Genomic DNA, 23,487 nt, shown 5'->3' with positions numbered 1-23,487 from the left:
CGCGAAATGAATAAAGAGTGAATAAAAAATGAATACATTAAGTCTTAAAACAATCCAAGACCGCTACGGCTATGAACTATCGCAGATTAGCCGCTGGCAAGACGAGGGATTAGATCTTACATGGCCTGAGAATCAGATCAATAACTGGATTGTAACAAATAAAATTAATCCCATGAGAAAAGGCGACCCCGCATTAAAGGCCGAAAAGATGCAGGAAGAAATACGCCTAACACGTGCAAGAGCCGACCAACAAGAAATAGACACAATGAAAGCTAGTGGCGAAATGGTACTAGTAAATGACGTTGCCGGCGAACTAGCAAAATATTGCTTACAGCTTAAAACAGCAATTAGAAATATTCCCCTGAATGTATATTTGCAACTTGCCGAAATTGCCGATGATCCGTTAGCAATGAAAAACTTATTAAGTACAAAAATCGATGAGGTACTATTAGAATTAGGAACGATGAAATATGAAGAAGGATTTACACCTACACCTACAGAACAAACTACAGAAGATACTACGAGCAGGAAACGAAGCACTAAAGCCACCAAGAAAAATAAAGCCGAGTAAATGGGTAGAAGAAAACACCTACTTTATTTCCGGCCCCTTACGTGGTAATCGTACTACCTTATTTGAATTTCAGAAAGAACCACTAGACACTATTATAAATCCAAAAGTACGAAAAGTTGTTTTAGTATCAAGTGCACAATTACTTAAGACTTCTACATTAGTAAACGCCAGCTATTATCTAATGGCAAATAATCCCGCCAATATGCTACATGCATCAATTACGGGACAAATGCTAAAGAAATTTAAAACAGGTAATTTCGAACAAGGAATTAAAGCAAGTCCTACACTACAGGAACTAGTAACAAAGAAAACCGATAAGACTAGTACAAACGACCAGTATCAAACAGAATGCCGCGACGGGACGATGATCTACTATGCGTCATTGGGTGCACCTTCACAGCTACGTAGTGTAACGGCAAAGTACTTATTCTTAGATGAAATATCAGGAGCCACAGAAACCGACGAGGGCGACCCGATTGCATTGGTAGAACAACGTGCAACTACATTTGCCGACAGTCTAATAATGATGAGTAGTACGCCCGTCACGCCCGACGATCCCGTAATGGTTGAATTTAATAAAAGTGATCAACGTCATTTCTATGTACCGTGTCCCCATTGTGGCGAGTACCACACCCTAGAATGGAAGAATGTAAAATTCGATTGGGTAATTGTCGATAACGGACGACGCAAGCGAGCCGACCCCGAAACGGCAAAGTTACATTGTCCACACTGCAACCACGCAATAACAGACGTAGAACGAAACCGAGCCGTAACAAAGGGATATTGGAAAGCAGACCGACCAGAAATTACGGACGTGGTAGGATTTCAGATTAGCCGCCTTTATTCACCACTAACTACGATTAAGAAAATAGTACAAGACTTTGCCGACGCACATTATAACTTTGACCTACGATCATTCTATAACCTTAGTCTAGGACTACCATATGAAGATGAACACAATAAACAAATTGATCTAACACTATTAGAAAACCAACGCGACTATTCAATCAATATTAAAAAAATACCGGACGATTGTTTAGGGTTATTTGTGGGAATTGACCAACAATTAGATAGATTGGAATGTACTACAATCGGTATTACGGACAATGAGAAAAAGATATATGTACTAGATCATAGAACCTTTTCGGCAATCGATACGACGAAAGTAGAATCACCTGCATATAAAGAGTTAGTACAATTCCTTAAGTACCCATTCAAGACAATGAACGGCAAACCCCTACGCCGCTTTGCTGCATTTATCGATAGTGGTAACGGTAACGCAACTTCTACGGTATATCGCGTATGCGGTCAATATCGACAGAATGGCGAGAAGATATTAACGGCAGTTAAAGGTAGTGGACAACCACACACCGAACTATTCCGCAAATCTAAAACAGCAGGTAAAGAATTTATTCTACTAAACGTCAATGAAGGTAAAAACTATATAGCCAAATTGATTTCACAATCTGTTAGTGCCGAGCATGAAAACTTTGCCAATAACATTTATTTCAGTGGCGATCTACCGGACGATTATTTTATTCAGTTAACTAGTGAACGTAGAGTATTCAGGGGCGGTAATTACGTATGGGAAAAAAGAACCAAATCAAATAATGACCGTAACGAAATGTTAGATACATTGAACTACGCATTAATTAGCGTCAAGTGGGTACTAAGTCGATTGGGTGCACATCCATTTAAGGAACTACGAATATATAACGCCAATCAATTACGTAAAGTACAATCTGAATTCGACAACGATATAGATTTTAGTAACATCGATACCGAAGATACACAACCACAACCAATAAATACTAAAGCAACTACACAACCAATAAATAAAAGAAGGCGTACTAGTTTTATTGCTGGTGGACGTAGTTATAAATTTAAATAAGGAAAAATACAAATGGCAAGAAGCAGAAGTACGAAAGCACAGAACGCCAGACCAGTAGATTTTAAATCTGCAATTTATATCGGTGAGGACGTAATGCCAGCATTCCCCGAAGGATCTAGTATTGAAATTATTCTACCCAATGGAAATAAAGAATCATATGCATATCCATATGATCCAGTTAGTACCGCTACATGGGTAGAAGGTATGGCAACCGTAATTATCAAAGACGGTAATCAATCGGTAGAACATTTCCAGATCGTTGACCCTACGAACATTGCAAATAACTATAACCAGTTAATGGGAATTCTCAAAGACATTGACGCCGTAATAGAATCACGTCTAACTGGTGGTGGCATTCTACAAACTACTATAAATAACAAAACATTGATTAGTGAATCTCTAAGCTCACTCTATGCCATTCGTGCGGCATACGTAAAAAGAATCAATGCAGAATTAGCCAAGATTAATAAGACCAATCCCAATAATCCGATTAAGTCTATTAGTCGTTTCAATAGAGGATATAAATTTTAATGTGGTTTAAGAATAAAAAAGCCGAACCAAAAACCAAAAAGGAAGTACCGACAATTAAAGGTGATATTCGTACAAAAGAACGTCTAATCAAAAATCCTACTTTCAAACGATCATTGGGATCGGCAATGACAACAAAACAGGCAATCGACACGGCACTAGGACTAGGGGCAAGTTTCGTAACTGCCGATGTAAACGGACTAATTAACCGTAGTCTAGCGTCAATGGTAATAGCTAGCCGTGACTTAAGCATTAATAACCCAATTGCTAAAAAGTACTTTACCGAAACCGCTAGCGGCGTAGTAGGTAGTCAGGGTATCTATGTTCGTCCCGATGTACATCTATACGAAGACGAACAAGAAAACATCCGAATCAGTCAGGAACTAGAATCACGTTTCTATGACTGGTGCGACAATCCCGACCGTTTTGATATTAATGGTGTACTAGATTTTAGTACATTCCAAAACCTTGTAGAAAAAGAACGAGCTATCGGCGGTGAAATTTTCATTCGTATTCATAATATCAATGGCAATATTAAAATTGAATTAATCAATGGTATCCGTTGCCCGACCAATAACAATATGTTATTTGCCGACGGTCACTATATTTCAAACGGCATTGAATATAAAGATGGTAAACCTATTGCGTACTATTTCATGCGTTATAATCCAATTACCTATAGCTATGATTATGCAAACCCCGAACGCGTAGACGCAAGCGAAATACTTCATTATTTTCAACAAGAATTTCAATGTAACCAAGAACGCGGAATACCCGATCTAGTATGTGCCGAACCATTACTAAGTGAATTAGATAGTTTCCTAGAAGCAAGTCTAGTTACTAAGAAAGTAGGATCGGCGGTAATGGGCTTTATCGAAAATGATGCATCCGAAAGTGATGATATTTCCCTAGACGATGGAACACCAAACTATTTCGATAACGAAGCCTTAGAACCGGGGGCACTTGTAGAACTACAGCCAGGACAACGCCTAAAAGATTTCAGCCCAAAGGCCGCTACTGACGGTATTAGTGAGTATGTAGATCAACAAATGACACTAATTTCTATGGGACTAGGAATTACCCGCCAAACATTAACGGGCGATACTTCATCGGCTAGTTATTCGGCAAGCCGTCTAAGTGACAAGATTCAACAAAATACATATGCATCCCGTACAAATCTATTAAAAGTAAAAGTACTTAAACCGTTATATCGTTTATGGTTGCGTCAAGAATTACTAAATAATAGTAATGAGATGGGATTAAAGTTTAGTGATTTTAATGCACTTCTAGAAGCACAATATCATACACAACGTCCCGTTAGTTTAGATCCGCTAAAAGATGCACAGTATGCCGTAATGATGCTAGATGCAGGATTAGCAAGTAAAGCCGAAATTATTGCAGAGTCTGGTAGAGATCCCGCCGTAGTATTAGCCCAAATTGCAAAAGAAAAAGAGGACGCACAATTACAGGAAGTAAAACAGGATGAGCAAGGAAGCGAAACCGAAACTAATCAAACCCCAGACGAGGGAAATTAATGTAACACAAATCAGTAATGCAATTGATGATAGTACACGTACCGTTGAAATTGCATTCATGAGTGAAGAACCAGTAGTACGCGATATTGACGGTACTCTATATAACGAAATTATTCTAACTACTCCCGACAATGTAGATCTATCGCGACTAAATAACGGCGGTGCACTTCTATATAACCATAATATGGATTGGTTAATCGGTGTAGTAGAAAACGCCCGTATCGACGAAGACCGCGTAGGACGTGCATTAGTACGATTCAGTACCGGAACATTTGCCGACCAGAAATATAAACAAGTACAGGAAGCCGTACTAACTAAGATTTCATTTGGATATAACATCCTAGATTACTATTTCGAAGGTAATAACTTAATCGTTACGCGAGTACAGCCATATGAAATTAGTTTCGTGTCTGTACCTGCCGACGATTCTGTAGGCGTAGGTCGATCACTAAATACAGAAGAAAACAACGCCTATAAGGATTATTTAAAAATGGATGAAAAGGATATTCAAGAAGTACAGGAACCAGTAGAGCAAGAAGCCGTACTAGAACCAGTAGAAGAAACCGTAGAAGCAGAAACAGAAACTAAAGCCGAAGAATCTGTAGAAGAAATTGTAGTACCAGAAGTAGAAGTAGAACTAGAAGTAGAACGCCAGCTACAGGAAGCAAAGGACGCTTTAAAAGTAGCTCAACGTACTATTGAAGTTGAAAGCGAGCTAGAAGAAGTACGCAAACAACTACAGGCAATTGAAGACGCAAAAGCCGAACAACTAAATAAAGAAAGAATTCGCGAAATTGAATCTATTGCAAAAGTATTTGAAGTAGATCCGAGCGAAGCAATAAATACAAATGTGAGTGTAGAAGATTTCAAACGTGGAATTGAAACACAAAAAGAAAAATCAAATAAAAATCTTAACGTTAAGGATGATAATAAGATGAAACAAAAACGTACTATCGACGCACTAGTAGAATTTGCAAAAGGCGATCACAATGCACTAAATGATCTAGAAATGGGATCACGTGGTTATGCAATCGCAGAAGGTGAATTCGCACTAGCACGTGCAAACACTACTACCGTCACAGCAGCAGGTGCAATTCAAACTGAATATTCAGATGATTTTATTCGCCCACTACTAGCAGAATCTATTTTAGGCCGTCTAGGTCTAGAAGTGCTAACTGGCATGAATAACCGTGAATTTACCATTCCTCGCCTAACTTCCCTAGATGATAAAGCTAGCTTTAAATTCTATAACGAAGGTGAAGCAATTGCAGAAACCGTAGCTAATTTTGATAACGTAGTTCTAAAGCCACGTCTATTTGCTGGTGCAATTCCCGTAACTAAATCTCTAATGCTATCTAGCCCAGATATTGGTACATGGGTACAACGTGCACTACTTGAAAACGTTGCTAACTCCCTAGAAAAAGAAGTAATTGCAGAAGTAGAAGCAACTGCTACTAAAATGGAAACTGCCGCTTCCGGCACTCTATCCGATGCAGATATTGAAGCAGCACTACAAAAACTTCTAGAAGCAAATATCCGCAGCCGTGAATGTGTTGCAATTGTTTCCCCACAAATGTATGCACGTCTACGTCAAACTGCATTCCTATCTAACGTAGCTGGTGTTGCACTTGCTCAAGGGATGCGTTTTTCAGATAGCCAATGGTTGTGTGAAGAAATGCCGCTAATCGTTAGCACTTTCGTAGCAGATGATACTATTCTAATGGGTAATTTCTCATTCGTTACTATTGCTAACTGGATTGGAAGTACTCTAGATGTGGATACCACTACTTACCGTAGTTCACTAACTACAGTATTCCGTAACTATCATTATCTTGATATTGTACAGAAACATCCAGAATCTGTAATTCAACTAAAAGTTAAAGCGTAATATTATGAGAGCATTTAATAGTATCCAGCAGGATATTTTCTTAAATGCTTTCAGTCAAAATATAATTCTAATCTCTAATGGGGCGGGCTTTCGCGGGATCGTGGAATCTCGCCCCATTGTCATTGATGGATCGGACGGACTAATAGAAAGTACAGAATTATATTTCACTGCAAAGAAACAAGAAGATATTGTTTTAGGTAGTCAAGTTTCATTAGTAATTGACGATGCACAGGCCGAAGTAATACCAAGCCCACTAAATACCTATACCATTTATAACATTGAAAACGATTTAAGCGGGATGATTAATTATTATTTCCGCATGGAGTAATAAAAATGAATCTTACCGAAAAGATCAAGGCAAAAACGATAGAAGTACTTGAAAATATCCAGCCCGTCACACCAAGCCTAACTACAGGCCGTCAACGTGATGTATTTTCCCTTGTCACATATGACTATCAATTAGAATCCGCAAACTATGCAGGGAATAGCCGCCTAAAGGGGCAATTCGATATGCAATTCCTAGTTAGCCCATATACAGGTCAGAAACAGCCGCTATCAAGCTACGACGAGATTGTAACGTACTTTAATAGTAACTATGCACCAGTTTTTAAAGCCGCTGGTATAACCGTTCTATGGGTTAATTTCGGTAACAGTACATTGGTAACGGATAAAACTACAGGAAGTAGTTCTATTGTTTTCACAATAAATATTGAAGCAATAGAGAAAACCAGATAAGGAAATAAATTTATGGCAGACATTTTTAACGGTAAAGACGTTAAGGTATATTACAACGATGATACGGGAAATAGAGCCGTAATTACTGGTGGTAATATTCAGATTAACGAGTTAGCCGCATACCCATCTTTTAGTATGGGAACCGAAGTACAGAAGATCGAAACATATAATGATGAATATAGCAATGCCATCGAAGGACAGAAAACCGTAGATAATGTGACGCTAGTAGTTAATTATATTCCTACCGATCCAACGCATGAGTACTTAGATAAAAAATACGATAACCAAGAAGAATTCCAAATTACTATTTTTGTCAATGAAAATAACGAAGCCGGACGTTTAGAAAGTGTAATGCTAAATGGTGTACTAGGTAGTCGTATGCTAAATGGTGATAAAGATTCTGTAGTTACTATGACCTACGATTTTGTACCTACCGAAGTAATTAGCTATGCACCCCGTGATATTCCCCCAGTATTACGCCGTGGTGATTTCGGCGTAGGATCGGACGGTAGTATAGACTATCCGCAATATCAACCAGATCAAGCAACGGGCAACGCCTTTGTAAAAATTTCTGCATCCGATATTGATAACCCAAGTGGTGTAGATCTAATGGGTATTGAACTAGTAGATCAACAAGCAGAAAACACCAATATCATGATGACAACAACGGGCGACCTACGTTTATATGCACGTAATGCTACTACGCCGTGGACACGTCTATATACCAGTGGTGAAGCCGATACACGTTATCTAATTAAGTCCAATAACCTAAGCGATTTAACTAACTTTGAATCAGCACGTAGTAATTTAAGCGTATACAGTAAATCCGAAACTGATAATAAATTCATGATCGGCCCGAATAACTTAAGTGAATTAACTAACGTTGTAGTAGCTCGCCAGAAATTGGAAGTATATAGCCAATCGGAAACGGATGCTAAATTTCTACAGGCTGCAAATAATCTAAGTGATATTGTCGATACTGCAATTGCCCGTACCAATTTAGGAATTAATAGTACTCTTGAAAATGATGCAAAGTACTTACAAGTAGAAAATAATCTATCCGATGTTAAGGACGTTGCAACGGCACGTACTAATCTAGGTATTAACAGTACAATCGAAAACGATGCAAAGTACTTGCAGGTATCAAATAACCTAAGTGATGTATCCGACGCAGCCGCAGCACGTACCAATATTAGTGTTTATAGCAAGGCCGAAAGCGATGCTACATACGTCCCTAAAACAACCACAGTCAACGGACACGCCCTAGACTCTAATGTAACCGTATCTAAGGCCGATGTAGGCTTAGGAAGCGTTACAGACGACCCACAGCTAAAGATCAGTGCAAACCTAAGCGATCTATCGAACGTTGCAAAGGCACGTACTAATTTAGGTATTAACAGTACAATCGAGAACGATGCAAAGTACTTGCAGGTATCAAATAACCTAAGTGATGTAGCGGACGTTGATACTGTAAAACAAAACATTGGTTTAGACAGATTTAAACAGTCGCCATCCGAAACTATGATATATCCATCTAGTGGGCAAAATCCTTATCGTATCACTATCAGACCTAACGGTGATTGGGGAACTTGGCGTGATGATACTGGAACATGGGAACCATTAAAGATTGTTGCCGGTGGTACTGGTGCAACAAATAAAAAAGACGCCAGATTAAATCTTAATATCCCAGCAGCTTATAAAATAATTCCTGATGGAACTAATATTCTTGGTTGGTTTATAGAAAACAATGAATCAGGATTTTTCTCATCTGGAGAAAATGTAATTAATAAGCCCGCCGACGGTCATGGTTGGTGGACTTATAATTTTAAGATACATCTAAGGAATCAAGAAGGAAAACCAGAATTCGGAGTTGTAGAAGCAACGTCGGCAGCAAATATCATGTACATCATTGTGCTTACAAATGGTCAATGGCCGCATGGATGGTTTAAAATTGTTCGTGAGAATGATAATGTTCAATTGCGAGACTTGAAATTAACACAATATGATACTGGGTTTAGCGGTCATCTTGAACTTTATAACATACAAAACAATAATCCAAAAGGTCTTACGCAACTTTATAATGAATTTCAAGACGGTGTGCTAAAGACTACCCTTCGCACTGGAAACCTAGAAAATAACAGGAACTCGTATTTGCAGTGGGATGAAAACGGATCTCTTTGGGGTGTTGTTAACATCCTTTCCAATGATTTGTATTTCGGCCCGCATAGCGTTAGAAAGCTTCACACTCGACACGGAACTATGCTTGTTGATGGTACGGCAACTCCATATTATTACACATTTGGCAATCCTGATGGTAGACGTAGTGTAACTGAGTTCGGAACTGTAGAAGATGGATGGATATTTTACGGACAAGTAAACAGAGATCTATCTAAACAGCTCGATGTAAATGGTGTTGTAAATGCATCGGCATTTAATCAGGCATCCGATAGAGATCTAAAAGAAAATATCGAGGTTATTAGTAATGCTATAGATAGAGTGAGAGCTATTGGTGGATATACTTATACATTGAAGGAAAATGGTATGCCACATGCTGGTGTTATAGCTCAAGAAGTAAGAGATGTATTACCAGAAGCAAGTGGTTCTTTTACTAAATATGTTGATTTACCGGGGCCAACACAAGATGGTACTCCACTTCGTGAAGAGGAAAGATTCTATTCAGTTGACTATGCCGGAATAACGGCACTTCTTGTTCAAGCCTTCAAGGAAATGGACGAAAAGATAACCAAACTTGAGGAACAACAAAAACAAATCGATGAACTAAAAGAATTAGTACAGAAACTTTTGGACAATAAATAAATATAAAGTACGGATATGCTTTCCGTACTTAAATTAACTTATATAAGGAAATATATAAAATGGCAACTATGGATATTTTTGCAGGTGCTAACCTTACTGTAGAAGTAGGCACACATACCCCAGGATCTAAAACCCCCGCTACTGATTTCGAAGAAATTCCAGAAATTGGTGCATTCCCTACCGTTGGTGCGGAAAACGTAGTAATCGATGTAGTTACTTATAATAACGCATATAACCGTAAACTATTGGGTACTAAATCCGTACCAGATATTACGCTAACCGTTAACTACCTACCCGATAATAAGATTCACCAAAAACTATTGGAACTAGAAGAAAACCAACAACGTGCACAATTCCGTATTACTTATTATGAAGATGCAACGCATACCCAATCATATAGTATTACCTACGTAGCTTTCGTTTCTTCTTCCGTAACTAGTGGTGATAAAGACCAAGTAGTAACACGTGATTTCGTTCTAGCCGTCGATGGTGGCCCGATTGAATCTAAAGTAACAGTAGTACCAACACCATAAATAAAAGCGATGGGGGAAGTATAAGTACTCCCCCAATTTTTTTAAATGGAGAAAGATATGAATCTACAGGCACTAAAACAAGCATTAAAACCAAAACTACATGAAACTAAAATTGACGGATTCACGGTATATATTCATCGTCCATCAATTAAAGATGCAAGTAATTGTACTACCCTAGAAGCCGTTCTAGTTTATTGTGTTAAGGATGAAAACGGTAAACCTATTTTTGCACTAGAAGATGATAACGATCTAATTAATGTTTCGGAGATTGATCAAGTGCTCGCCAATGAAATTTACATTAAGGTACTTGCCCTAATTTCTACCGAAGACGAAGTAGATTCTACCGAAAAAAAATAAGAACGGACTCACAGCTACGCTTTACATTAAAGATGCTACATAAGCGTGGACTATCCCTAGAAGAAATAGACACCATTGACCCTGATATTTTTAATGCCCTTTATATATACGACACCTTAATAGAGCCAAACGGGGCAAGAATGGAAATGATCAAGTACGCAAATCTTTGTAACTTACTCTTAATGACTTCCCAATCAATAACCCCCGAAGCACGTAAAAAAGCAAAGGTTAGTGATTGGGATTTCGCAGATCTTCTAAGTGATGTTTCGTTAACAATGCGAGAAAAAGCATTAAAAAGGGAAGAACAAGAAATAGAAAACAGTCGCAATAATATTAAATCTATTGGCGATATGATCAAACGTCAAATAAGCAATGAGGGCAAAAATGGCAAGAAAAAATGAAAGAATTATAGTAGAGGTTGACGGTGATACTACTGGCTTGCAAAAGAAACTAAATCAAGCCGAAGATTCTATAGGTAAATTTGGTAAAAAAGCGGGTGGATCAATTGGTGGTGCTGCCGATTCTATTGCAAGTGGTTTAGGCCGTATTAGTGGTGGTTTCGTTGGTATTGTAGGTGCAGTGGGTGTAGCTGGTACTGCATTAGCTGGATTGGCAATAAAACTAAATGACAACGTAAGACAACTTAATCAATTAAGTATGCAAAGCGGATTGACCGTTACCGAGTTACAGAAACTTGATAAGGCATTCTATCGTACTGGTGTTAATGCCGAGAAACTAGCAGATATAAACCAAGATACCTTAGATAAATTGGGCGATGCATTTGCAAATGGTGGTGCTATTTCCGATGATATTAAATCCGTAGGATTGGATATTAATGATTTTACCAAATACCTAAATCAAGCCGATGGTGGTATTAAAGCCGTAATCGATACTTTCTATAAATTGAAAGATGCAGGAAGGACTACGGGCGAAATTACATTCTTATTAGAAAGTATGGGTAGTGATGCTAGCCGCCTAGTATCAGTACTTAATGAAAGTGCCAATAGTCAAGAAGCATGGAATAAGATTAATAATGAATCTGTAATTATCAGTGAAGATACCGCCGCAGCATTCCAGAAATTTGACGATAATTTGCAGAGTGCAACCAGAACGGGGCAATCGTATCTCTATGACTTCATGACACCAGTTATAAAGGAATTTAATGATCTTTATGAATTGGTTAATAAGGATTGGACGGGAAGCGATTTTATGCAAATGCTATACCGTGGTGCAGATAATTTCGTATTGGGTGGTAAAGGTGCTATTCCAGACTTTCTAAAGAAATTGTTAGGTAAAGATTCATTAGATTCTGCATTTATTGCCGGATCAAATGAATATGATTTCGTAAATGCTTCACGTGCAGGATATGAAGCCAATAAGGGTAAATGGAAAACTAACCCCCGTAATACTGGTACAGCAGATCCAAAAAGTGGATGGGGTGCTAAACAGGAAGCAGAGAAGGCCGCAGCAGCCGCTAAGAAAGCACAGGAAGCCGCAGCACGTAAAGCCGAGGCCGCAGCCAAACAAGCAGCAGCGAAGCGTATACAGGCCGAGAGAGCGTTAGAAGTGGCATTGTCGCAAGTAGCAGAGAACGCCGGAGAACAACGCCTACAGGTATTCGACCGCCAACAAAACGAACTATTGAAGACAATCGAAACTACTGCAAAGACTGTAGGTAAAACTGCATCCGAAATTGAAGCATTACTAGATCGTGCTAGAAAGTCCGGTGCACGTGCACGTACTGAATTAATCGATAGCATGATTGGATATACTGACCCCAATCAAGATTTAAAAGACCAAGTTAATATATCTGGTATGGGTATTAATAAAACCCAATCTAATTTTTTATCTGACCAACAAGCACAGCGTTTAAATGGTGATAATCCTTTTGCCTATGACAATACACAAAAGCTATTGGAAGAAAATAAAAAACGTGAAGAATTAGAACTACAGTTAAATGCCAATCTATTACAAAGTACAGAAGACTTTGAAAAACGTAAGGCCGATATACAGGCACGTTATGCAGCACAGGCAATGCAGATTGCACAGCAAAACACCAACGCACAGATGAATATATTAGCTACTGCCGCTGGTGATATGGGTAATGTACTTGCAGGTGTATTTGGTGAAGGTAATAAAGCCGCTGCCGCAGCCTTTGCGATCCAGAAAGGGATCAATATGGCACAAATTATGATGAATATGCAGGTAGCACTATCCGAAGCACTTGCTACGCCATTCCCCGCAAATATTGCCGCATACGGTCAAATATTGGGTATGGGTGCACAGCTAATTAGTACAGCACGTGGTACTAACATCAGTGGACAATTCCACGGCGGGGTAGATAGTCTAGATCCGTCGATGGATAATAAATCATTTGTACTAAAAGCAGGTGAACGCGTAGTACAGCCAGAAGCCAACAAAAAACTAACTGAATTTTTAGATAACAATTCCGGTAGTAATAATTATGGTGGCGATACTACGATCTACGCACCATTGATTGTACAAGGCAGTATAGGCGACGATGACGCTAAATTTAATGAAATGTTGAAGAAACATAGTCAATCAGTAAATCAAGCAGTACGAGACGCACAAAAGAGAAGTACATAATAATAACGGGGGCATTGCTCCCGTTTTTTATTCCCTAAATATATCTATAAATCAATGAGGTTTAAAATATGGCAAACTTAACATTTTCAAATAATATTAAATTATCGGACTTTACGTTATCGAGTAAATCACCACAATATAGTAATCAATCGTGGACGGGTGCACTTATTCAACGTAGTACGGGCGTACAGTGGTATACATTTAATTTCACACTTAATTTCAACCAACGCGATAGACAGGAAGTTCTTGCATTTATTGCGGAGTATTCACAGGGCAAGCTGTTTACTATTCCATTGGGACACCTATCGACCTATAAAGGAAAACAAACAGGTGCAGTAAGTGTAAAAAATGATGTAAAACGTGGTGTATATAAATTTACTACGGCATCGGCACAACAACTTGAAGTAGGAACGATGATTCAATTTGGTAATCATAAAAAGATTTACCAGATCGTAGCCAATACAGGTACAGAAGTTTCTATTTTTCCCGCACTACAGGCCAATATTCAAGCCAATGAAACAGTTTTCTACAATGGCCTTGTAATTGAAGCACGTCTAGACGTAGATAACGATTTTCAAATGCCCGTAACGAATCTAGTAGCAATTACTTTTAAATGTACGGAGGTTGTACGCTAATGAATGCAGGAGTTTTTACCAATCCCGATCTATTGGAATATTGGAATGTTTTTAGAGGTGGCAATAAAAAACAACTAACATTAACAGAAGTACTTTCTATGGGTATACATGTTAAATGTTTCGACGTTATTCCAAAGGCAATTGATTCTATTCACTGGACAGATGGACTAGGGGAAGTAACGCTAGGTGGTACTTTATATGTACCTTTTCCCGACTTAATCACCGATTCATTACCATCATTTACCGAAGAAAAACAAATTACCAATACAAATATTAATTTCAAGATCAGTAATGTTTCCAATACTACACGTATTCTTGCATTGGGCGGGGCGTTTAAAGATGCGAAAGTAAATATCTATCTTGCGATTCTTAACCCCGCTACGGGCGATGTACTGGACTACGATCTAATGTATTCGGGCTTTATCGATTACATCGAAGCCGAAGCCGATCCAATGAATGAAAAGAATGAATTAACAGTACAGTTAAATAGTGTATATAAACAACTAGACCTACAGACCCGTACACTATGTGCAAATAGTGTCTATCAATCTTATTTTCCGGGCGATCAAATTATGTCCCTATTGGGCGTAGTTAATAGTGGTCAAACATGGAAGTACAAATAATGAATTTTAAAAACAGTAATGAACTATATGAAATATGCGAAAACTCACTTAATAAAGAATATCGTTTCGGTAGCAATGATTGCAATATTCTATGCCTACGTGTACTTGATCTAAAGCATGGTACAGATTGGGCAGAAGTAGCTAACTACAATTCCGTAATTGACGGTGTACGACAATTAAATGAATTAGGTTTTAAAAGTACACAAGAAATTATTAAACAATATGCCGATGAAACAAAACACCCAATCGATGGTGATATTTGGCTAGATACTGAAAACCCCTTACTAATGGCAGTGGTTTTTAGTAATCGCTTGATTGGCGTAAATGATGAACATACACAATTTAAATTAATTCCCCTGAAGGATCACGGGAAGTATTACAGAATAAGGAAATAATTATGGGTAGTAAAGGTGGTGGAATTTTCGGAGCCATTATTACGGCGGTCGCAGTATTCGCAGCAGCGTATACGGGCGGTGCATCACTCTATGCCGCTGCCGCATGGGGTGCAGCCGCAGGTGCACTAAGTTTTGTTGCATCTAGTGCATTGGCACAATTGGGTACTACGGGCTATGACGACGCAGCAACGAGCGTAAGCCGCAGTACAAGTCCCGTAACAGGTCTACCCGTTCTATTGGGTGGTGAATTGCCCCACAAGAACGGCGTAAGCAATGGTAGCTTTATTATGTGCGGTACGGTCGTACCGTGGTACAACGTCAAGGATTCAGAATCACAATATCTTTTCACCGAACACGTAGTAGCATTGGGCGGTACTGAAAAATGGATCGAACAGATTTATATTGACGATGAACCTGTACTAGTAAATCCAATTAAAGCCGATGGACGCGTAGCAACCGAATCTATTGTTGCAAAATATCAAAAGTACTTACAATTGGAAGTACGTTTTGGGGGATCATATAGTAATAGTAAATCCCTACCAATGGAATATGCCGGATCTCGCTGGAATAATAATTTTCGTGGCGATGGCGTAGTTAGTATTAGTTGCGTTATCAAGAAAACCCAAGATTCATTGGAAGACAGTATTTTAGTCAATGACAACTATATTATGAAAGTTGAAATGAAAGGACTAATGATTACTGACCTTACCGATATGACCCGTAAAGCGTCCAGTAATCCCCCGTCACAGATCTATGAACTATTGACAAATACACTTTGGGGAATGGGCTTAGACCCTGCATTAATTGATCTAGATAGTTTCCGTACTACGGCACAGTATTGTAAGGATATGGAATTTTATAGCAATGGCAACATGTCCTATAACGATACCTATAAACAAACTATCGAAGCCATTCTACAGACGTTTAGCGGATTGCTTTATATCAATGCAGGTAAAATTTGTTGTGGTGCGGATCGTAAATCACTTTCAGTACATACATTCGACGAAACCAATATTACGGGATCATTGAAAGTAACAACCAGTGGTAACACGGACTATGCCAATACAATCGATGCAAAATATACTGCCGTAGGTAATAACTACGGAAATGATGTAGTACGTTTTCCAAGTGACATTAGCAATGACGATGTAATTAGAAGCGACGGTAGAGTAATTACACAGGCACTAGATTTTACATGGATCTATGACCAATCGCAGTTAGCATTTTTGGCAAACCGTGAATTACTTAAAATGAAGTACGCACAAAATACCATTACCTTTACTACTCCCGATGCATGGGATCTACAGGTATGGGATTGCGTAGATATTAATGTTAAAGAATTTGATATTAGCGGAAAGTACCGAATAGTAAGTAAAGAAATTAGCACAGCACAAGATACATTAGGTTTTATCAATCTAGTATGCGTCCAGACCAATGACGGCATTTATGACGGCAAAGATCCCGGTATTTGGACACCAGACGGATCTATTAGTAGCGTGATTGGTGTACTACCGCCAAGCAATCTAGAAGTAGTTCGCCGTGGGAACGTTGTAAGCGGGAACATTGTAGATCTAACGTGGACAGCTAGCCCCGATGGTAATTTACGTGGCTATTACATCTACTACCGCAAATCTGGTAACAATGCGTGGACGTTTGCAGGAACTACGACCAAGTACGAAATAAGCTACGCTCTATATAGTCTACAGTCTGACCAGAAATACGACTTTGCAGTAGCGGCCTATAACAACTTAGGATTCGTAAGTAGTAAAGTAACGGTAGATGGTTTAATTCCACAATATGATTTTGCATTACCTGCCGTAACGGGTATCAAACTTTCGAATAGTACAGAATCGGCCTATGTAACCGATGCACCAGATTTTAACATCGCATGGGACGATCAAAGCAATCTAGTTATTAATGGGCGTCCATTTAGTGAGTACTTAAAATACTATGAGATTCGTCTATATGACGGTGAAGCATATATTAAATCTTTCTATTCACCTACCAATGCATTTAATCTAACACTTGCACTAAACGAAACAAAGATTCGTAAACCAACGTTAGGTGTAATTGCACAGGGATATAGTACAGGTACATACTCACCAGAAGTTAAAATTACCGTAGAAAATAAGCAATGTAAATTAGCCACTGGCTTTACTATTGCAGGTGGATTCGGGAACTTATTCTGTAGTTGGAAACAATCGGACGAACGCGACTATGCAGGTGCAGTTATTCAATTAACAAGTGGTTTAGTAAATACTCAGTACATTTCCAATAAACCAGAATTCGATAGTATTCCAAATATTCCCGACGGTGAATATAAAGTTAAGATGGGCTTTTTCGATGTATTTGGCATGGATAACATACAATATACTGCCGAACAAACAATTAGTATCAATAGTAAGTATCAATTTACCGAAGAAGATGCAGCCGATATTAACGATATTCTTGATTTAAATAATCGTCTAGATGATATTCTTTCGAATGCAGTTAATGAAAGTAATGAATATACCAATACAAAGATTGCGGTACTACAAAATACTATCGACAATGACGTAACGGCAAAGATCACCGAACTAAATCAAACCATCGTCAAGAACGAAGAAGCCACAGCACAGCAAATTACACAAATCAAATCGACCGTAGACGGGAACCAAGCCAGCGTAAACCAACAACTAATTACAAAGGCAGATAAAGGTACAGTAGACGCACAATACAGCCTTTCAGTGCAGGCTAACGGTACTGTAGCGGGTATTCGTCTAGTAGCGTCCGAAGGTGCAAGTAATAACAGTGCAATCTATTTTGCCGCCGATAAATTTGTTATCAGTGGATCGGATACCGCGACTGTAGGAGGACAAGCACCATTTGCATTAATCAATGGTACTACTTATCTAAAAACGGCAATGATCCAGCAAGGTAGTATAGGTACAGCTTATATTTCCGATCTAAGTGTTACTAACTCTAAGATTGCAAATGCCAGTATTAACAGTGCCAAGATTATAGATGGCGAAATTACAAACGCGAAAATCGGGAACGAAATTTATAGTAATAACTATGTATGGCAACAATCAGGATGGTATATAGGCAAAAACGGCGAAATGTACATTAACGGTAGTGGCGGTACTGGACGTATGACAATCAATAATAACTTGATTCAGATATTCGACCAGAACGGAACACTACGCGTAAGAATGGGCTTATGGTAAGGAGTTTAAATTATGGCAAGTGGTTTACAGTGCTGGAATGCTAGCGGTGTATTGGTCGCAGATCTCACAGATTATAATATGCGTTATGTAGGGACTACTACATTAGGAATTGGTACAGGAACTACTACATCATGGAATGTTGGGTGGGGCGGTATGCGTCCCACTGGATGGTTAGCAATCGTCCGACAAACTTATAATTCAAATGATTTTTATTGTATTCCCTATAATGATTCATTTGTCGTGCAATATTTGCCAGTCAGTGGAGTCTATGCACAAACATTAATAATTGATATATACACTTTCGAATAAGGGGGAATTATGGCCGCAGGCTTTCAGGCATTTAATGCACGTGGTGCATTAACAATTGATAGTACCAATAAATCTATTGTTACTAGTCAGGTATTAGGAATGCAGCGTTTAATTGACGTTGGATATTATATTTTCGGTAATAACAGTATCGGCAACGGTCAAACATTGGGTTTTACTGGTCTTAATCAATGGCCTACTAAAGAAGGTATTCGCTGGTGCCAACTTCTAGTAGATGGTACTTACTGTTTTCCAGGAGCAGAATTATACGAACAAGACCGAGCAAGATTTATGATTTCCAGTAATACAACGCCGCTACAGTCGGGATATTTGGACGTATTCAATGCAAGCGGTCAATTGGTATGGAGTGCCGCAAGTGCCGGTACTATGCCCCGTATACAAGATTTCTTTAATGTGCCTGCCGGACACGATCTAGGAACCGCAATTACATTAAATACTAGCTTTCCTAATCCGTGGTTTTGCGTTTCTCAGTGTCCCGGCAATATTTCGGACGATGGAACGGTAGCGGGATATTCAGGAATATTGATTAGGCGAAACAATGCACAATCTTTTACCCTGCAATATATAAACCGAAACCAAAAAAACTATACTCAAGCAATGGGGAATAATGGTATCAGAATTGCCCTAGCAAGTGTAACGGGTTACTAAATAAAAGTAACTAATAATAAAAAGGAAATATAAATGGAATGGTTAGCAATTGGAGCACTTGCCGCCACCGTAATTGGGCTAATTGGTAAGTTTACCAATTGGACTTTTTCGGGCGTCAAACGCTACGAACATAGGATCGGTATGATTGAATCCAAATTAAAATTATTGGAACAACGGACGGAGACTATCGAAGACGATATTTTAGAACTTAAGTTAGTAGTTAAGGAAATTAGCGATATTAAGGTAGAGCTAGCACAAATTAAAACTATCTTAGAGGTTTTAGAAAGGAAGATTTAATGGACTTAATCACACAATTAAAAATATTCGAAGGTACTAAAGAGTATCAAAAGTATATCGGTTATTACCGAAATGGACGCTTTCAAGTTTATAAAGATCATTTGGGTTATCCAACAATTGGATACGGACACCTAATTAAAAAGGGTGAATCATTTCCCAATGGACTAACGGACGAAGAAGCCGAAGCATTGCTAATTAAAGATATTGCAATTGCGGAAAATGATTACCGTACTTTAAATCTTAATCTACCTTCCGTTAGTCGATGGCATGACTTTATGATCATGATGTTGTTTCAAGTGGGACTAACTAAAACGCGTGGCTTTAAAAAAGCTTTACAGGCGTTACGTGATGGGCGTTATAACGACGCCATTGCAGAATTTAAAAATAGTAACTGGTACAGACAGACACCCAATAGAGTGAATGAAATGATTAGTTACGTAACTAAGGGCTAATATGTGGGATATGTTTTTCAAGGATGATTGGGATATAAGCGAAGTAACAGACGGTAACTATAGTGCATTTGTTTATGTAATTCAGTTCCCAGACGATGGTAGTTTTTATTTCGGTTTTAAACAGATTTTTCGACGTATCAAAGATGCAAAGAAAATAAAGGGAAGTACCGTACTAAATGAGTCCGATTGGAAAACATATTCCAGTAGCTCTAAGACAGTACAACAACGTATAGACAATGGCGAACACCATACAAAACATATTCTATGGTGTTTTGCCAGTAATACCGAAGCGACGTTAGTAGAGACTGCATTGATTGCGTTATACGGTACGCGTTACGATTGCTTGAATAAAGCGATTATGGCAAAGACCAAACTACGTAAAGACAAGGGATTACAACTGGACGTTATACGCCGTATTATGGAGTGTTTTTAATGGCAAAAAATAATTTAATTCGTGTCAAAAACACACAAGCAGTACAGAAGTACTTAAACAAAGAAGGGAAGAATTTTAATAATGATTTCCGCAATGAAATGATCGTAAAGATGCGAGACATTAGCAAGGAACTACAGACGGGTATCAACAATGCCGCCGCAGGTGGTGTAGTGCCATTTACGGGCAATGCAATGTTATATTTCTTCAATAAACGTGTAACGGGCGTTACCTGTACTATTCAGGTAAAAGACATACAAGCCCAATACCTATACGGATCATTAGTAAAACAAGAAAGTTTAGATAAGTTTATTCCTACCAGTAAGACCAAACTAACAAAGCAAGGTAACATTACGGGACTAAAATCTAATCTTAAGAGTGGTAAATATAAGGTAGTCGAATCAAAGGGCGTTAAACGTATCGTAGATACACGCAAAAAGAAAGATCGCGTAATTGCGACCAAAGACACTAAGACACGTAAAATAATTTTTGATTTCTATAAGGAAGCAGATAGCCGTATATTGAAAGTAATTAATAATATGCGTGGAGAATATAGCATAAGGAAAAAATAAGATGCAGACAGCAATTAACCAAATGAGCCAACATTACGACACACAAACACCATACATTCTAGTAGATAACGTTACGCCTATTATGAATAGTCTACCGTTTCCACGTGCATTGATGGGTAATAAGAAACTTAAAAAGATTCTCAAAGCACATCCATATAATGACAAAGTAGATAGCATTATGAATATTGCTTTCGAACGTCCACAGCTAGGTGAAGTAGGTGAAATTATCGAATGGTCATTACGTGATACTTCTATTCACGTGGTTGTACTTTCGAATGAAAAGGCATTCGTAAAAGGTACTTATATTTGGTTAATGGTAGTAGGTATCATCGAATAAGGAAAATGGAATGGTAAGCATACTTTATGACTTAATAAAATCTGGTATTAATTTTTTCACTAAAACTAAAACCATAGAACAGGAAGTAAAATCCGAAAACGCCGAAGGGCAAATAGAAGTTAATAAGATTGAGATAGAAAAAACTACAATTCACTGGCGTAATGTATTGGGACTAGTCCTAACACTTATCGTACTATATAGTTATATCATTATTCCATTCTTTGATTATTTCGGGATTGTGTTAATAAATTTACCACTGGAACCGATTTTCAAGCTACTTTTTGTACTATTGGGTACACCAATGTAATAGATAAAGGAGAGGTAATACACCTTTCCTTTTTTATGAGGTCACAAAATGCCTAATTCCATACACACATAAAGTAAATGCACATGACTTTTTAGTGTAGATTTAACACATCCGGCATATATTCAAAATGCCGATCCGATACATTTAGTATTAGATACTTCGCTAGGTGGTGATAGTGGTTTACATGTAAGTAATAACCGTTCTATATACGTAGAAGCCGGTACAATTGAAGTGTATAATAAGAATAATTATACAGTATCATTTATTATTAGTTACACACCACGCTACACCGACGCACCAGTTAGCGTTAGTCCCGTACCAACTTTTTGTAGTCAATACTGGCATTGTTCCAGTAAACATTGCAGTAATCGAAGTACCCGCCTAACCTAAGCCCGCTTCTAGCGGGCTATATTATTAAATGACTGAAATTTAATTTACGGAATAAACTTCAATGTTTCATTGTTATAATGAGCATTTAATATTTCAGCAATACTAGGTTCCGTATTAGAACCAATTACCAGATCGGCACAGGCTTTTACTTCATCGACGGCGTTACCCATAGCTACACCTAAGCCCGCACTTTGTAGCATACTCACATCATTTAAGTTATCACCAAAAGCGATAACATCCTTCATTGATAAACCCATAGACTCAACCCATTGTGTAAGGCGTTTACCTTTACTGTTACCTATTTGGGCTATATCTACTTGATCATGCCATGACCATTCGCAGGTAAGACCGATCTCACTTTTAACTATTTGAGCAAAGTTTTTTAATTTATCAATATCACTACCAGTTAGGGCAAACTTCCATATATTATCCACGTCATGGACAGCCGCCCCTAAAGAATTAACGTGTTTGAATACCGGGCGTTGATGTTCAGGTAAAGATCTAGCCCACGTTTCAGTACGGGTAATGTGTCCAGTTACTTGACTGTAAAACATTACATCGTCTGCATACATCAAGCCATGAACATTGTGTGCATCCAAAAGTGATACTAATTGCGTAGCTTGTTCTGGATGTAGGGTGTCAGAGGCCAACACCCGTTTTCCTACGTAATCGTAAAGCAATGCCCCGTTACAACATATAGTAGGTGTATCTAAATCCAATGCCTGATAAAAGGGATGGATTGCTACATGATGTCGTCCGGTTACTATCACTATCTTTGCACCAGATTTACGGGCATTCTGAAGGGCTAGTATGGATTCAGACAGGATTGTTTTCTGTGGGGTAAGTAACGTGCCGTCGAGGTCAAGGGCAATAACTTGAAAGGTCATTTCATGTACACATATGAAGTTGATAGATAAACTGATAGTACATGAATGGGGATAGGTCAAAAAGGCAGAAGTAAAATTACTTAAAAATCAATTGGTTAGTTTTATTTAATCGGGAACTAGGATGTTGTTATATTTCAATGACCTAGATTTTTTGTATAAAGTGCAACCTATACAAATAGGTGCCGTTGCAGCAAATAGCAGGTGTTTCCAGCGCCAGCGCCTGATAAAAAGGATGAATAGCAACGTGATGGCGACCAGTGACAATGATAAGTTGAAAGCCCGCCTCTTTGGCGCGTGATAGCGCGTCAAGCGAGGAGGGGAGTAAGGTTTTATGCGGGGTTAATAATGTTCCGTCTAAATCGAGGGCAATCACGCGTGCAGTCATAATTTTTTCCAGATTAAGAGTAATAATTCCGTCTGTCGGCATGGTACACCGGGACGGTAAGCAGACAAAATTCTGCGTCTGAATTCAGCATTCGCCGTCAAAAGCGACTACGTTAAGCTGTGTCCTGTTATTGC

At 38.5% G+C, this 23,487-nt stretch carries 25 protein-coding genes and 1 pseudogene; 24 read left to right on the top strand and 2 right to left on the bottom strand.

What is annotated here, in order from left to right:
• Positions 1 to 28: 28 nt before the first annotated feature.
• The 24 genes from NBA72_RS22165 to NBA72_RS22050 all read left to right on the top strand — a co-directional run bounded on the left by NBA72_RS22165 (position 29) and on the right by NBA72_RS22050 (position 21,691).
• The gene (locus tag NBA72_RS22165) at positions 29 to 571 is read left to right on the top strand and encodes a hypothetical protein (protein ID WP_001094742.1); all 543 of its coding nucleotides are present in this window, start codon (positions 29 to 31) and stop codon (positions 569 to 571) included.
• Positions 471 to 2,462, top strand: a complete 1,992-nt coding sequence (locus NBA72_RS22160) for a terminase gpA endonuclease subunit (RefSeq protein ID WP_001537313.1) — start codon at positions 471 to 473, stop codon at positions 2,460 to 2,462. The genes NBA72_RS22165 and NBA72_RS22160 overlap by 101 nt, the downstream gene beginning before the upstream one ends.
• A 12-nt stretch (positions 2,463 to 2,474) precedes the next feature.
• Positions 2,475 to 2,993 (top strand): hypothetical protein, encoded by a 519-nt coding sequence (locus NBA72_RS22155; RefSeq protein ID WP_000124480.1) that lies wholly within the window; start codon positions 2,475 to 2,477, stop codon positions 2,991 to 2,993.
• Entirely contained in the window at positions 2,993 to 4,525 is a 1,533-nt protein-coding gene (locus tag NBA72_RS22150; RefSeq protein WP_000264270.1) for a phage portal protein, read from the top strand. Before NBA72_RS22155 ends, NBA72_RS22150 begins: the two co-directional genes overlap by 1 nt.
• Complete coding sequence (locus NBA72_RS22145; protein WP_000031283.1) at positions 4,473 to 6,413, top strand: HK97 family phage prohead protease; 1,941 nt, start codon at positions 4,473 to 4,475, stop codon at positions 6,411 to 6,413. The genes NBA72_RS22150 and NBA72_RS22145 overlap by 53 nt, the downstream gene beginning before the upstream one ends.
• A gap of 4 nt (positions 6,414 to 6,417) precedes the next feature.
• Positions 6,418 to 6,741, top strand: a complete 324-nt coding sequence (locus NBA72_RS22140) for a hypothetical protein (protein ID WP_001201093.1) — start codon at positions 6,418 to 6,420, stop codon at positions 6,739 to 6,741.
• A 5-nt stretch (positions 6,742 to 6,746) separates the two neighbouring features.
• Complete coding sequence (locus tag NBA72_RS22135; protein WP_001054520.1) at positions 6,747 to 7,148, top strand: hypothetical protein; 402 nt, start codon at positions 6,747 to 6,749, stop codon at positions 7,146 to 7,148.
• A gap of 12 nt (positions 7,149 to 7,160) precedes the next feature.
• Positions 7,161 to 9,965 (top strand): tail fiber domain-containing protein, encoded by a 2,805-nt coding sequence (locus NBA72_RS22130; protein ID WP_001749692.1) that lies wholly within the window; start codon positions 7,161 to 7,163, stop codon positions 9,963 to 9,965.
• A 59-nt stretch (positions 9,966 to 10,024) separates the two neighbouring features.
• On the top strand, positions 10,025 to 10,498 hold the full coding sequence (locus NBA72_RS22125; protein WP_000224410.1) for a phage tail tube protein: 474 nt from the start codon (positions 10,025 to 10,027) through the stop codon (positions 10,496 to 10,498).
• A gap of 57 nt (positions 10,499 to 10,555) precedes the next feature.
• Positions 10,556 to 10,855 (top strand): hypothetical protein, encoded by a 300-nt coding sequence (locus NBA72_RS22120; protein ID WP_001053108.1) that lies wholly within the window; start codon positions 10,556 to 10,558, stop codon positions 10,853 to 10,855.
• A 140-nt stretch (positions 10,856 to 10,995) separates the two neighbouring features.
• A complete protein-coding gene (locus tag NBA72_RS22115; protein WP_223152474.1) occupies positions 10,996 to 11,256 on the top strand; it encodes a hypothetical protein in 261 nt (86 codons plus the stop codon).
• Positions 11,240 to 13,462, top strand: coding sequence for a hypothetical protein (locus NBA72_RS22110; protein WP_000101572.1), 2,223 nt, complete (start codon positions 11,240 to 11,242; stop codon positions 13,460 to 13,462). The genes NBA72_RS22115 and NBA72_RS22110 overlap by 17 nt, the downstream gene beginning before the upstream one ends.
• 68 nt (positions 13,463 to 13,530) lie before the next feature.
• Positions 13,531 to 14,097, top strand: coding sequence for a hypothetical protein (locus tag NBA72_RS22105; protein WP_000002330.1), 567 nt, complete (start codon positions 13,531 to 13,533; stop codon positions 14,095 to 14,097).
• Positions 14,097 to 14,720: a hypothetical protein gene (locus NBA72_RS22100; RefSeq protein WP_000991131.1), complete on the top strand. Its 624-nt coding sequence runs from the start codon at positions 14,097 to 14,099 to the stop codon at positions 14,718 to 14,720. The genes NBA72_RS22105 and NBA72_RS22100 overlap by 1 nt, the downstream gene beginning before the upstream one ends.
• Positions 14,720 to 15,115 (top strand): DUF6950 family protein, encoded by a 396-nt coding sequence (locus NBA72_RS22095; protein WP_001009734.1) that lies wholly within the window; start codon positions 14,720 to 14,722, stop codon positions 15,113 to 15,115. Before NBA72_RS22100 ends, NBA72_RS22095 begins: the two co-directional genes overlap by 1 nt.
• Before the next feature lie 2 nt (positions 15,116 to 15,117).
• Positions 15,118 to 18,321 carry a phage tail tip fiber protein gene (locus NBA72_RS22090; RefSeq protein ID WP_000534918.1) on the top strand — a complete coding sequence of 1,068 codons (3,204 nt, stop codon included), beginning with the start codon at positions 15,118 to 15,120 and terminating at the stop codon, positions 18,319 to 18,321.
• Positions 18,322 to 18,333: 12 nt separating this feature from the next.
• A complete protein-coding gene (locus NBA72_RS22085) occupies positions 18,334 to 18,630 on the top strand; it encodes a hypothetical protein (protein WP_033904751.1) in 297 nt (98 codons plus the stop codon).
• A gap of 9 nt (positions 18,631 to 18,639) precedes the next feature.
• Positions 18,640 to 19,296 (top strand): hypothetical protein, encoded by a 657-nt coding sequence (locus tag NBA72_RS22080; protein ID WP_000718760.1) that lies wholly within the window; start codon positions 18,640 to 18,642, stop codon positions 19,294 to 19,296.
• 33 nt (positions 19,297 to 19,329) lie between these two features.
• Positions 19,330 to 19,593 carry a hypothetical protein gene (locus NBA72_RS22075; RefSeq protein ID WP_000455003.1) on the top strand — a complete coding sequence of 88 codons (264 nt, stop codon included), beginning with the start codon at positions 19,330 to 19,332 and terminating at the stop codon, positions 19,591 to 19,593.
• Positions 19,593 to 20,045 (top strand): glycoside hydrolase family protein, encoded by a 453-nt coding sequence (locus NBA72_RS22070; RefSeq protein WP_000364297.1) that lies wholly within the window; start codon positions 19,593 to 19,595, stop codon positions 20,043 to 20,045. Before NBA72_RS22075 ends, NBA72_RS22070 begins: the two co-directional genes overlap by 1 nt.
• A 1-nt stretch (position 20,046) precedes the next feature.
• Positions 20,047 to 20,478 carry a hypothetical protein gene (locus tag NBA72_RS22065; protein ID WP_000263509.1) on the top strand — a complete coding sequence of 144 codons (432 nt, stop codon included), beginning with the start codon at positions 20,047 to 20,049 and terminating at the stop codon, positions 20,476 to 20,478.
• A complete protein-coding gene (locus NBA72_RS22060) occupies positions 20,478 to 21,047 on the top strand; it encodes a hypothetical protein (RefSeq protein WP_001107525.1) in 570 nt (189 codons plus the stop codon). Before NBA72_RS22065 ends, NBA72_RS22060 begins: the two co-directional genes overlap by 1 nt.
• A 1-nt stretch (position 21,048) precedes the next feature.
• Complete coding sequence (locus NBA72_RS22055) at positions 21,049 to 21,384, top strand: hypothetical protein (RefSeq protein WP_001192450.1); 336 nt, start codon at positions 21,049 to 21,051, stop codon at positions 21,382 to 21,384.
• A gap of 10 nt (positions 21,385 to 21,394) precedes the next feature.
• Complete coding sequence (locus tag NBA72_RS22050) at positions 21,395 to 21,691, top strand: hypothetical protein (RefSeq protein ID WP_000253632.1); 297 nt, start codon at positions 21,395 to 21,397, stop codon at positions 21,689 to 21,691.
• Between the two features lie 434 nt (positions 21,692 to 22,125).
• On the opposite strand, the gene NBA72_RS22045 is transcribed toward NBA72_RS22050, so the two are convergent.
• Both NBA72_RS22045 and NBA72_RS22040 read right to left on the bottom strand, forming a co-directional pair.
• Entirely contained in the window at positions 22,126 to 22,968 is an 843-nt protein-coding gene (locus NBA72_RS22045; RefSeq protein ID WP_000143911.1) for a pyridoxal phosphatase, read from the bottom strand.
• A 160-nt stretch (positions 22,969 to 23,128) separates the two neighbouring features.
• A pseudogene (locus tag NBA72_RS22040) lies at positions 23,129 to 23,353 on the bottom strand (HAD-IIB family hydrolase); the annotation flags it as partial.
• Positions 23,354 to 23,487 lie beyond the last annotated feature (134 nt).

Source organism: Salmonella sp. NW1250, from assembly GCF_051812965.1.
GTDB lineage: Bacteria > Pseudomonadota > Gammaproteobacteria > Enterobacterales > Enterobacteriaceae > Salmonella > Salmonella enterica.
Note: the sequence above shows the minus strand (reverse complement) of the source record. Positions and strands in the feature narration are given on the sequence as shown.

What these genes read in the sequence shown, in the direction of transcription:
- NBA72_RS22085 (WP_033904751.1), top strand. Translation starts at nt 18,334, where the DNA reads ATGGCAAGTGGTTTACAGTGCTGGAATGCTAGCGGTGTATTGGTCGCA.
- NBA72_RS22105 (WP_000002330.1), top strand. Translation starts at nt 13,531, where the DNA reads ATGGCAAACTTAACATTTTCAAATAATATTAAATTATCGGACTTTACG.
- NBA72_RS22165 (WP_001094742.1), top strand. Translation starts at nt 29, where the DNA reads ATGAATACATTAAGTCTTAAAACAATCCAAGACCGCTACGGCTATGAA.
- NBA72_RS22060 (WP_001107525.1), top strand. Translation starts at nt 20,478, where the DNA reads ATGGCAAAAAATAATTTAATTCGTGTCAAAAACACACAAGCAGTACAG.
- NBA72_RS22110 (WP_000101572.1), top strand. Translation starts at nt 11,240, where the DNA reads ATGGCAAGAAAAAATGAAAGAATTATAGTAGAGGTTGACGGTGATACT.
- NBA72_RS22095 (WP_001009734.1), top strand. Translation starts at nt 14,720, where the DNA reads ATGAATTTTAAAAACAGTAATGAACTATATGAAATATGCGAAAACTCA.
- NBA72_RS22115 (WP_223152474.1), top strand. Translation starts at nt 10,996, where the DNA reads ATGGAAATGATCAAGTACGCAAATCTTTGTAACTTACTCTTAATGACT.
- NBA72_RS22065 (WP_000263509.1), top strand. Translation starts at nt 20,047, where the DNA reads ATGTGGGATATGTTTTTCAAGGATGATTGGGATATAAGCGAAGTAACA.
- NBA72_RS22155 (WP_000124480.1), top strand. Translation starts at nt 2,475, where the DNA reads ATGGCAAGAAGCAGAAGTACGAAAGCACAGAACGCCAGACCAGTAGAT.
- NBA72_RS22100 (WP_000991131.1), top strand. Translation starts at nt 14,097, where the DNA reads ATGAATGCAGGAGTTTTTACCAATCCCGATCTATTGGAATATTGGAAT.
- NBA72_RS22135 (WP_001054520.1), top strand. Translation starts at nt 6,747, where the DNA reads ATGAATCTTACCGAAAAGATCAAGGCAAAAACGATAGAAGTACTTGAA.
- NBA72_RS22050 (WP_000253632.1), top strand. Translation starts at nt 21,395, where the DNA reads ATGGTAAGCATACTTTATGACTTAATAAAATCTGGTATTAATTTTTTC.
- NBA72_RS22130 (WP_001749692.1), top strand. Translation starts at nt 7,161, where the DNA reads ATGGCAGACATTTTTAACGGTAAAGACGTTAAGGTATATTACAACGAT.
- NBA72_RS22075 (WP_000455003.1), top strand. Translation starts at nt 19,330, where the DNA reads ATGGAATGGTTAGCAATTGGAGCACTTGCCGCCACCGTAATTGGGCTA.
- NBA72_RS22055 (WP_001192450.1), top strand. Translation starts at nt 21,049, where the DNA reads ATGCAGACAGCAATTAACCAAATGAGCCAACATTACGACACACAAACA.
- NBA72_RS22160 (WP_001537313.1), top strand. Translation starts at nt 471, where the DNA reads ATGAAGAAGGATTTACACCTACACCTACAGAACAAACTACAGAAGATA.
- NBA72_RS22140 (WP_001201093.1), top strand. Translation starts at nt 6,418, where the DNA reads ATGAGAGCATTTAATAGTATCCAGCAGGATATTTTCTTAAATGCTTTC.
- NBA72_RS22090 (WP_000534918.1), top strand. Translation starts at nt 15,118, where the DNA reads ATGGGTAGTAAAGGTGGTGGAATTTTCGGAGCCATTATTACGGCGGTC.
- NBA72_RS22045 (WP_000143911.1), bottom strand. Translation starts at nt 22,968, where the DNA reads ATGACCTTTCAAGTTATTGCCCTTGACCTCGACGGCACGTTACTTACC.
- NBA72_RS22070 (WP_000364297.1), top strand. Translation starts at nt 19,593, where the DNA reads ATGGACTTAATCACACAATTAAAAATATTCGAAGGTACTAAAGAGTAT.
- NBA72_RS22145 (WP_000031283.1), top strand. Translation starts at nt 4,473, where the DNA reads ATGAGCAAGGAAGCGAAACCGAAACTAATCAAACCCCAGACGAGGGAA.
- NBA72_RS22120 (WP_001053108.1), top strand. Translation starts at nt 10,556, where the DNA reads ATGAATCTACAGGCACTAAAACAAGCATTAAAACCAAAACTACATGAA.
- NBA72_RS22125 (WP_000224410.1), top strand. Translation starts at nt 10,025, where the DNA reads ATGGCAACTATGGATATTTTTGCAGGTGCTAACCTTACTGTAGAAGTA.
- NBA72_RS22150 (WP_000264270.1), top strand. Translation starts at nt 2,993, where the DNA reads ATGTGGTTTAAGAATAAAAAAGCCGAACCAAAAACCAAAAAGGAAGTA.
- NBA72_RS22080 (WP_000718760.1), top strand. Translation starts at nt 18,640, where the DNA reads ATGGCCGCAGGCTTTCAGGCATTTAATGCACGTGGTGCATTAACAATT.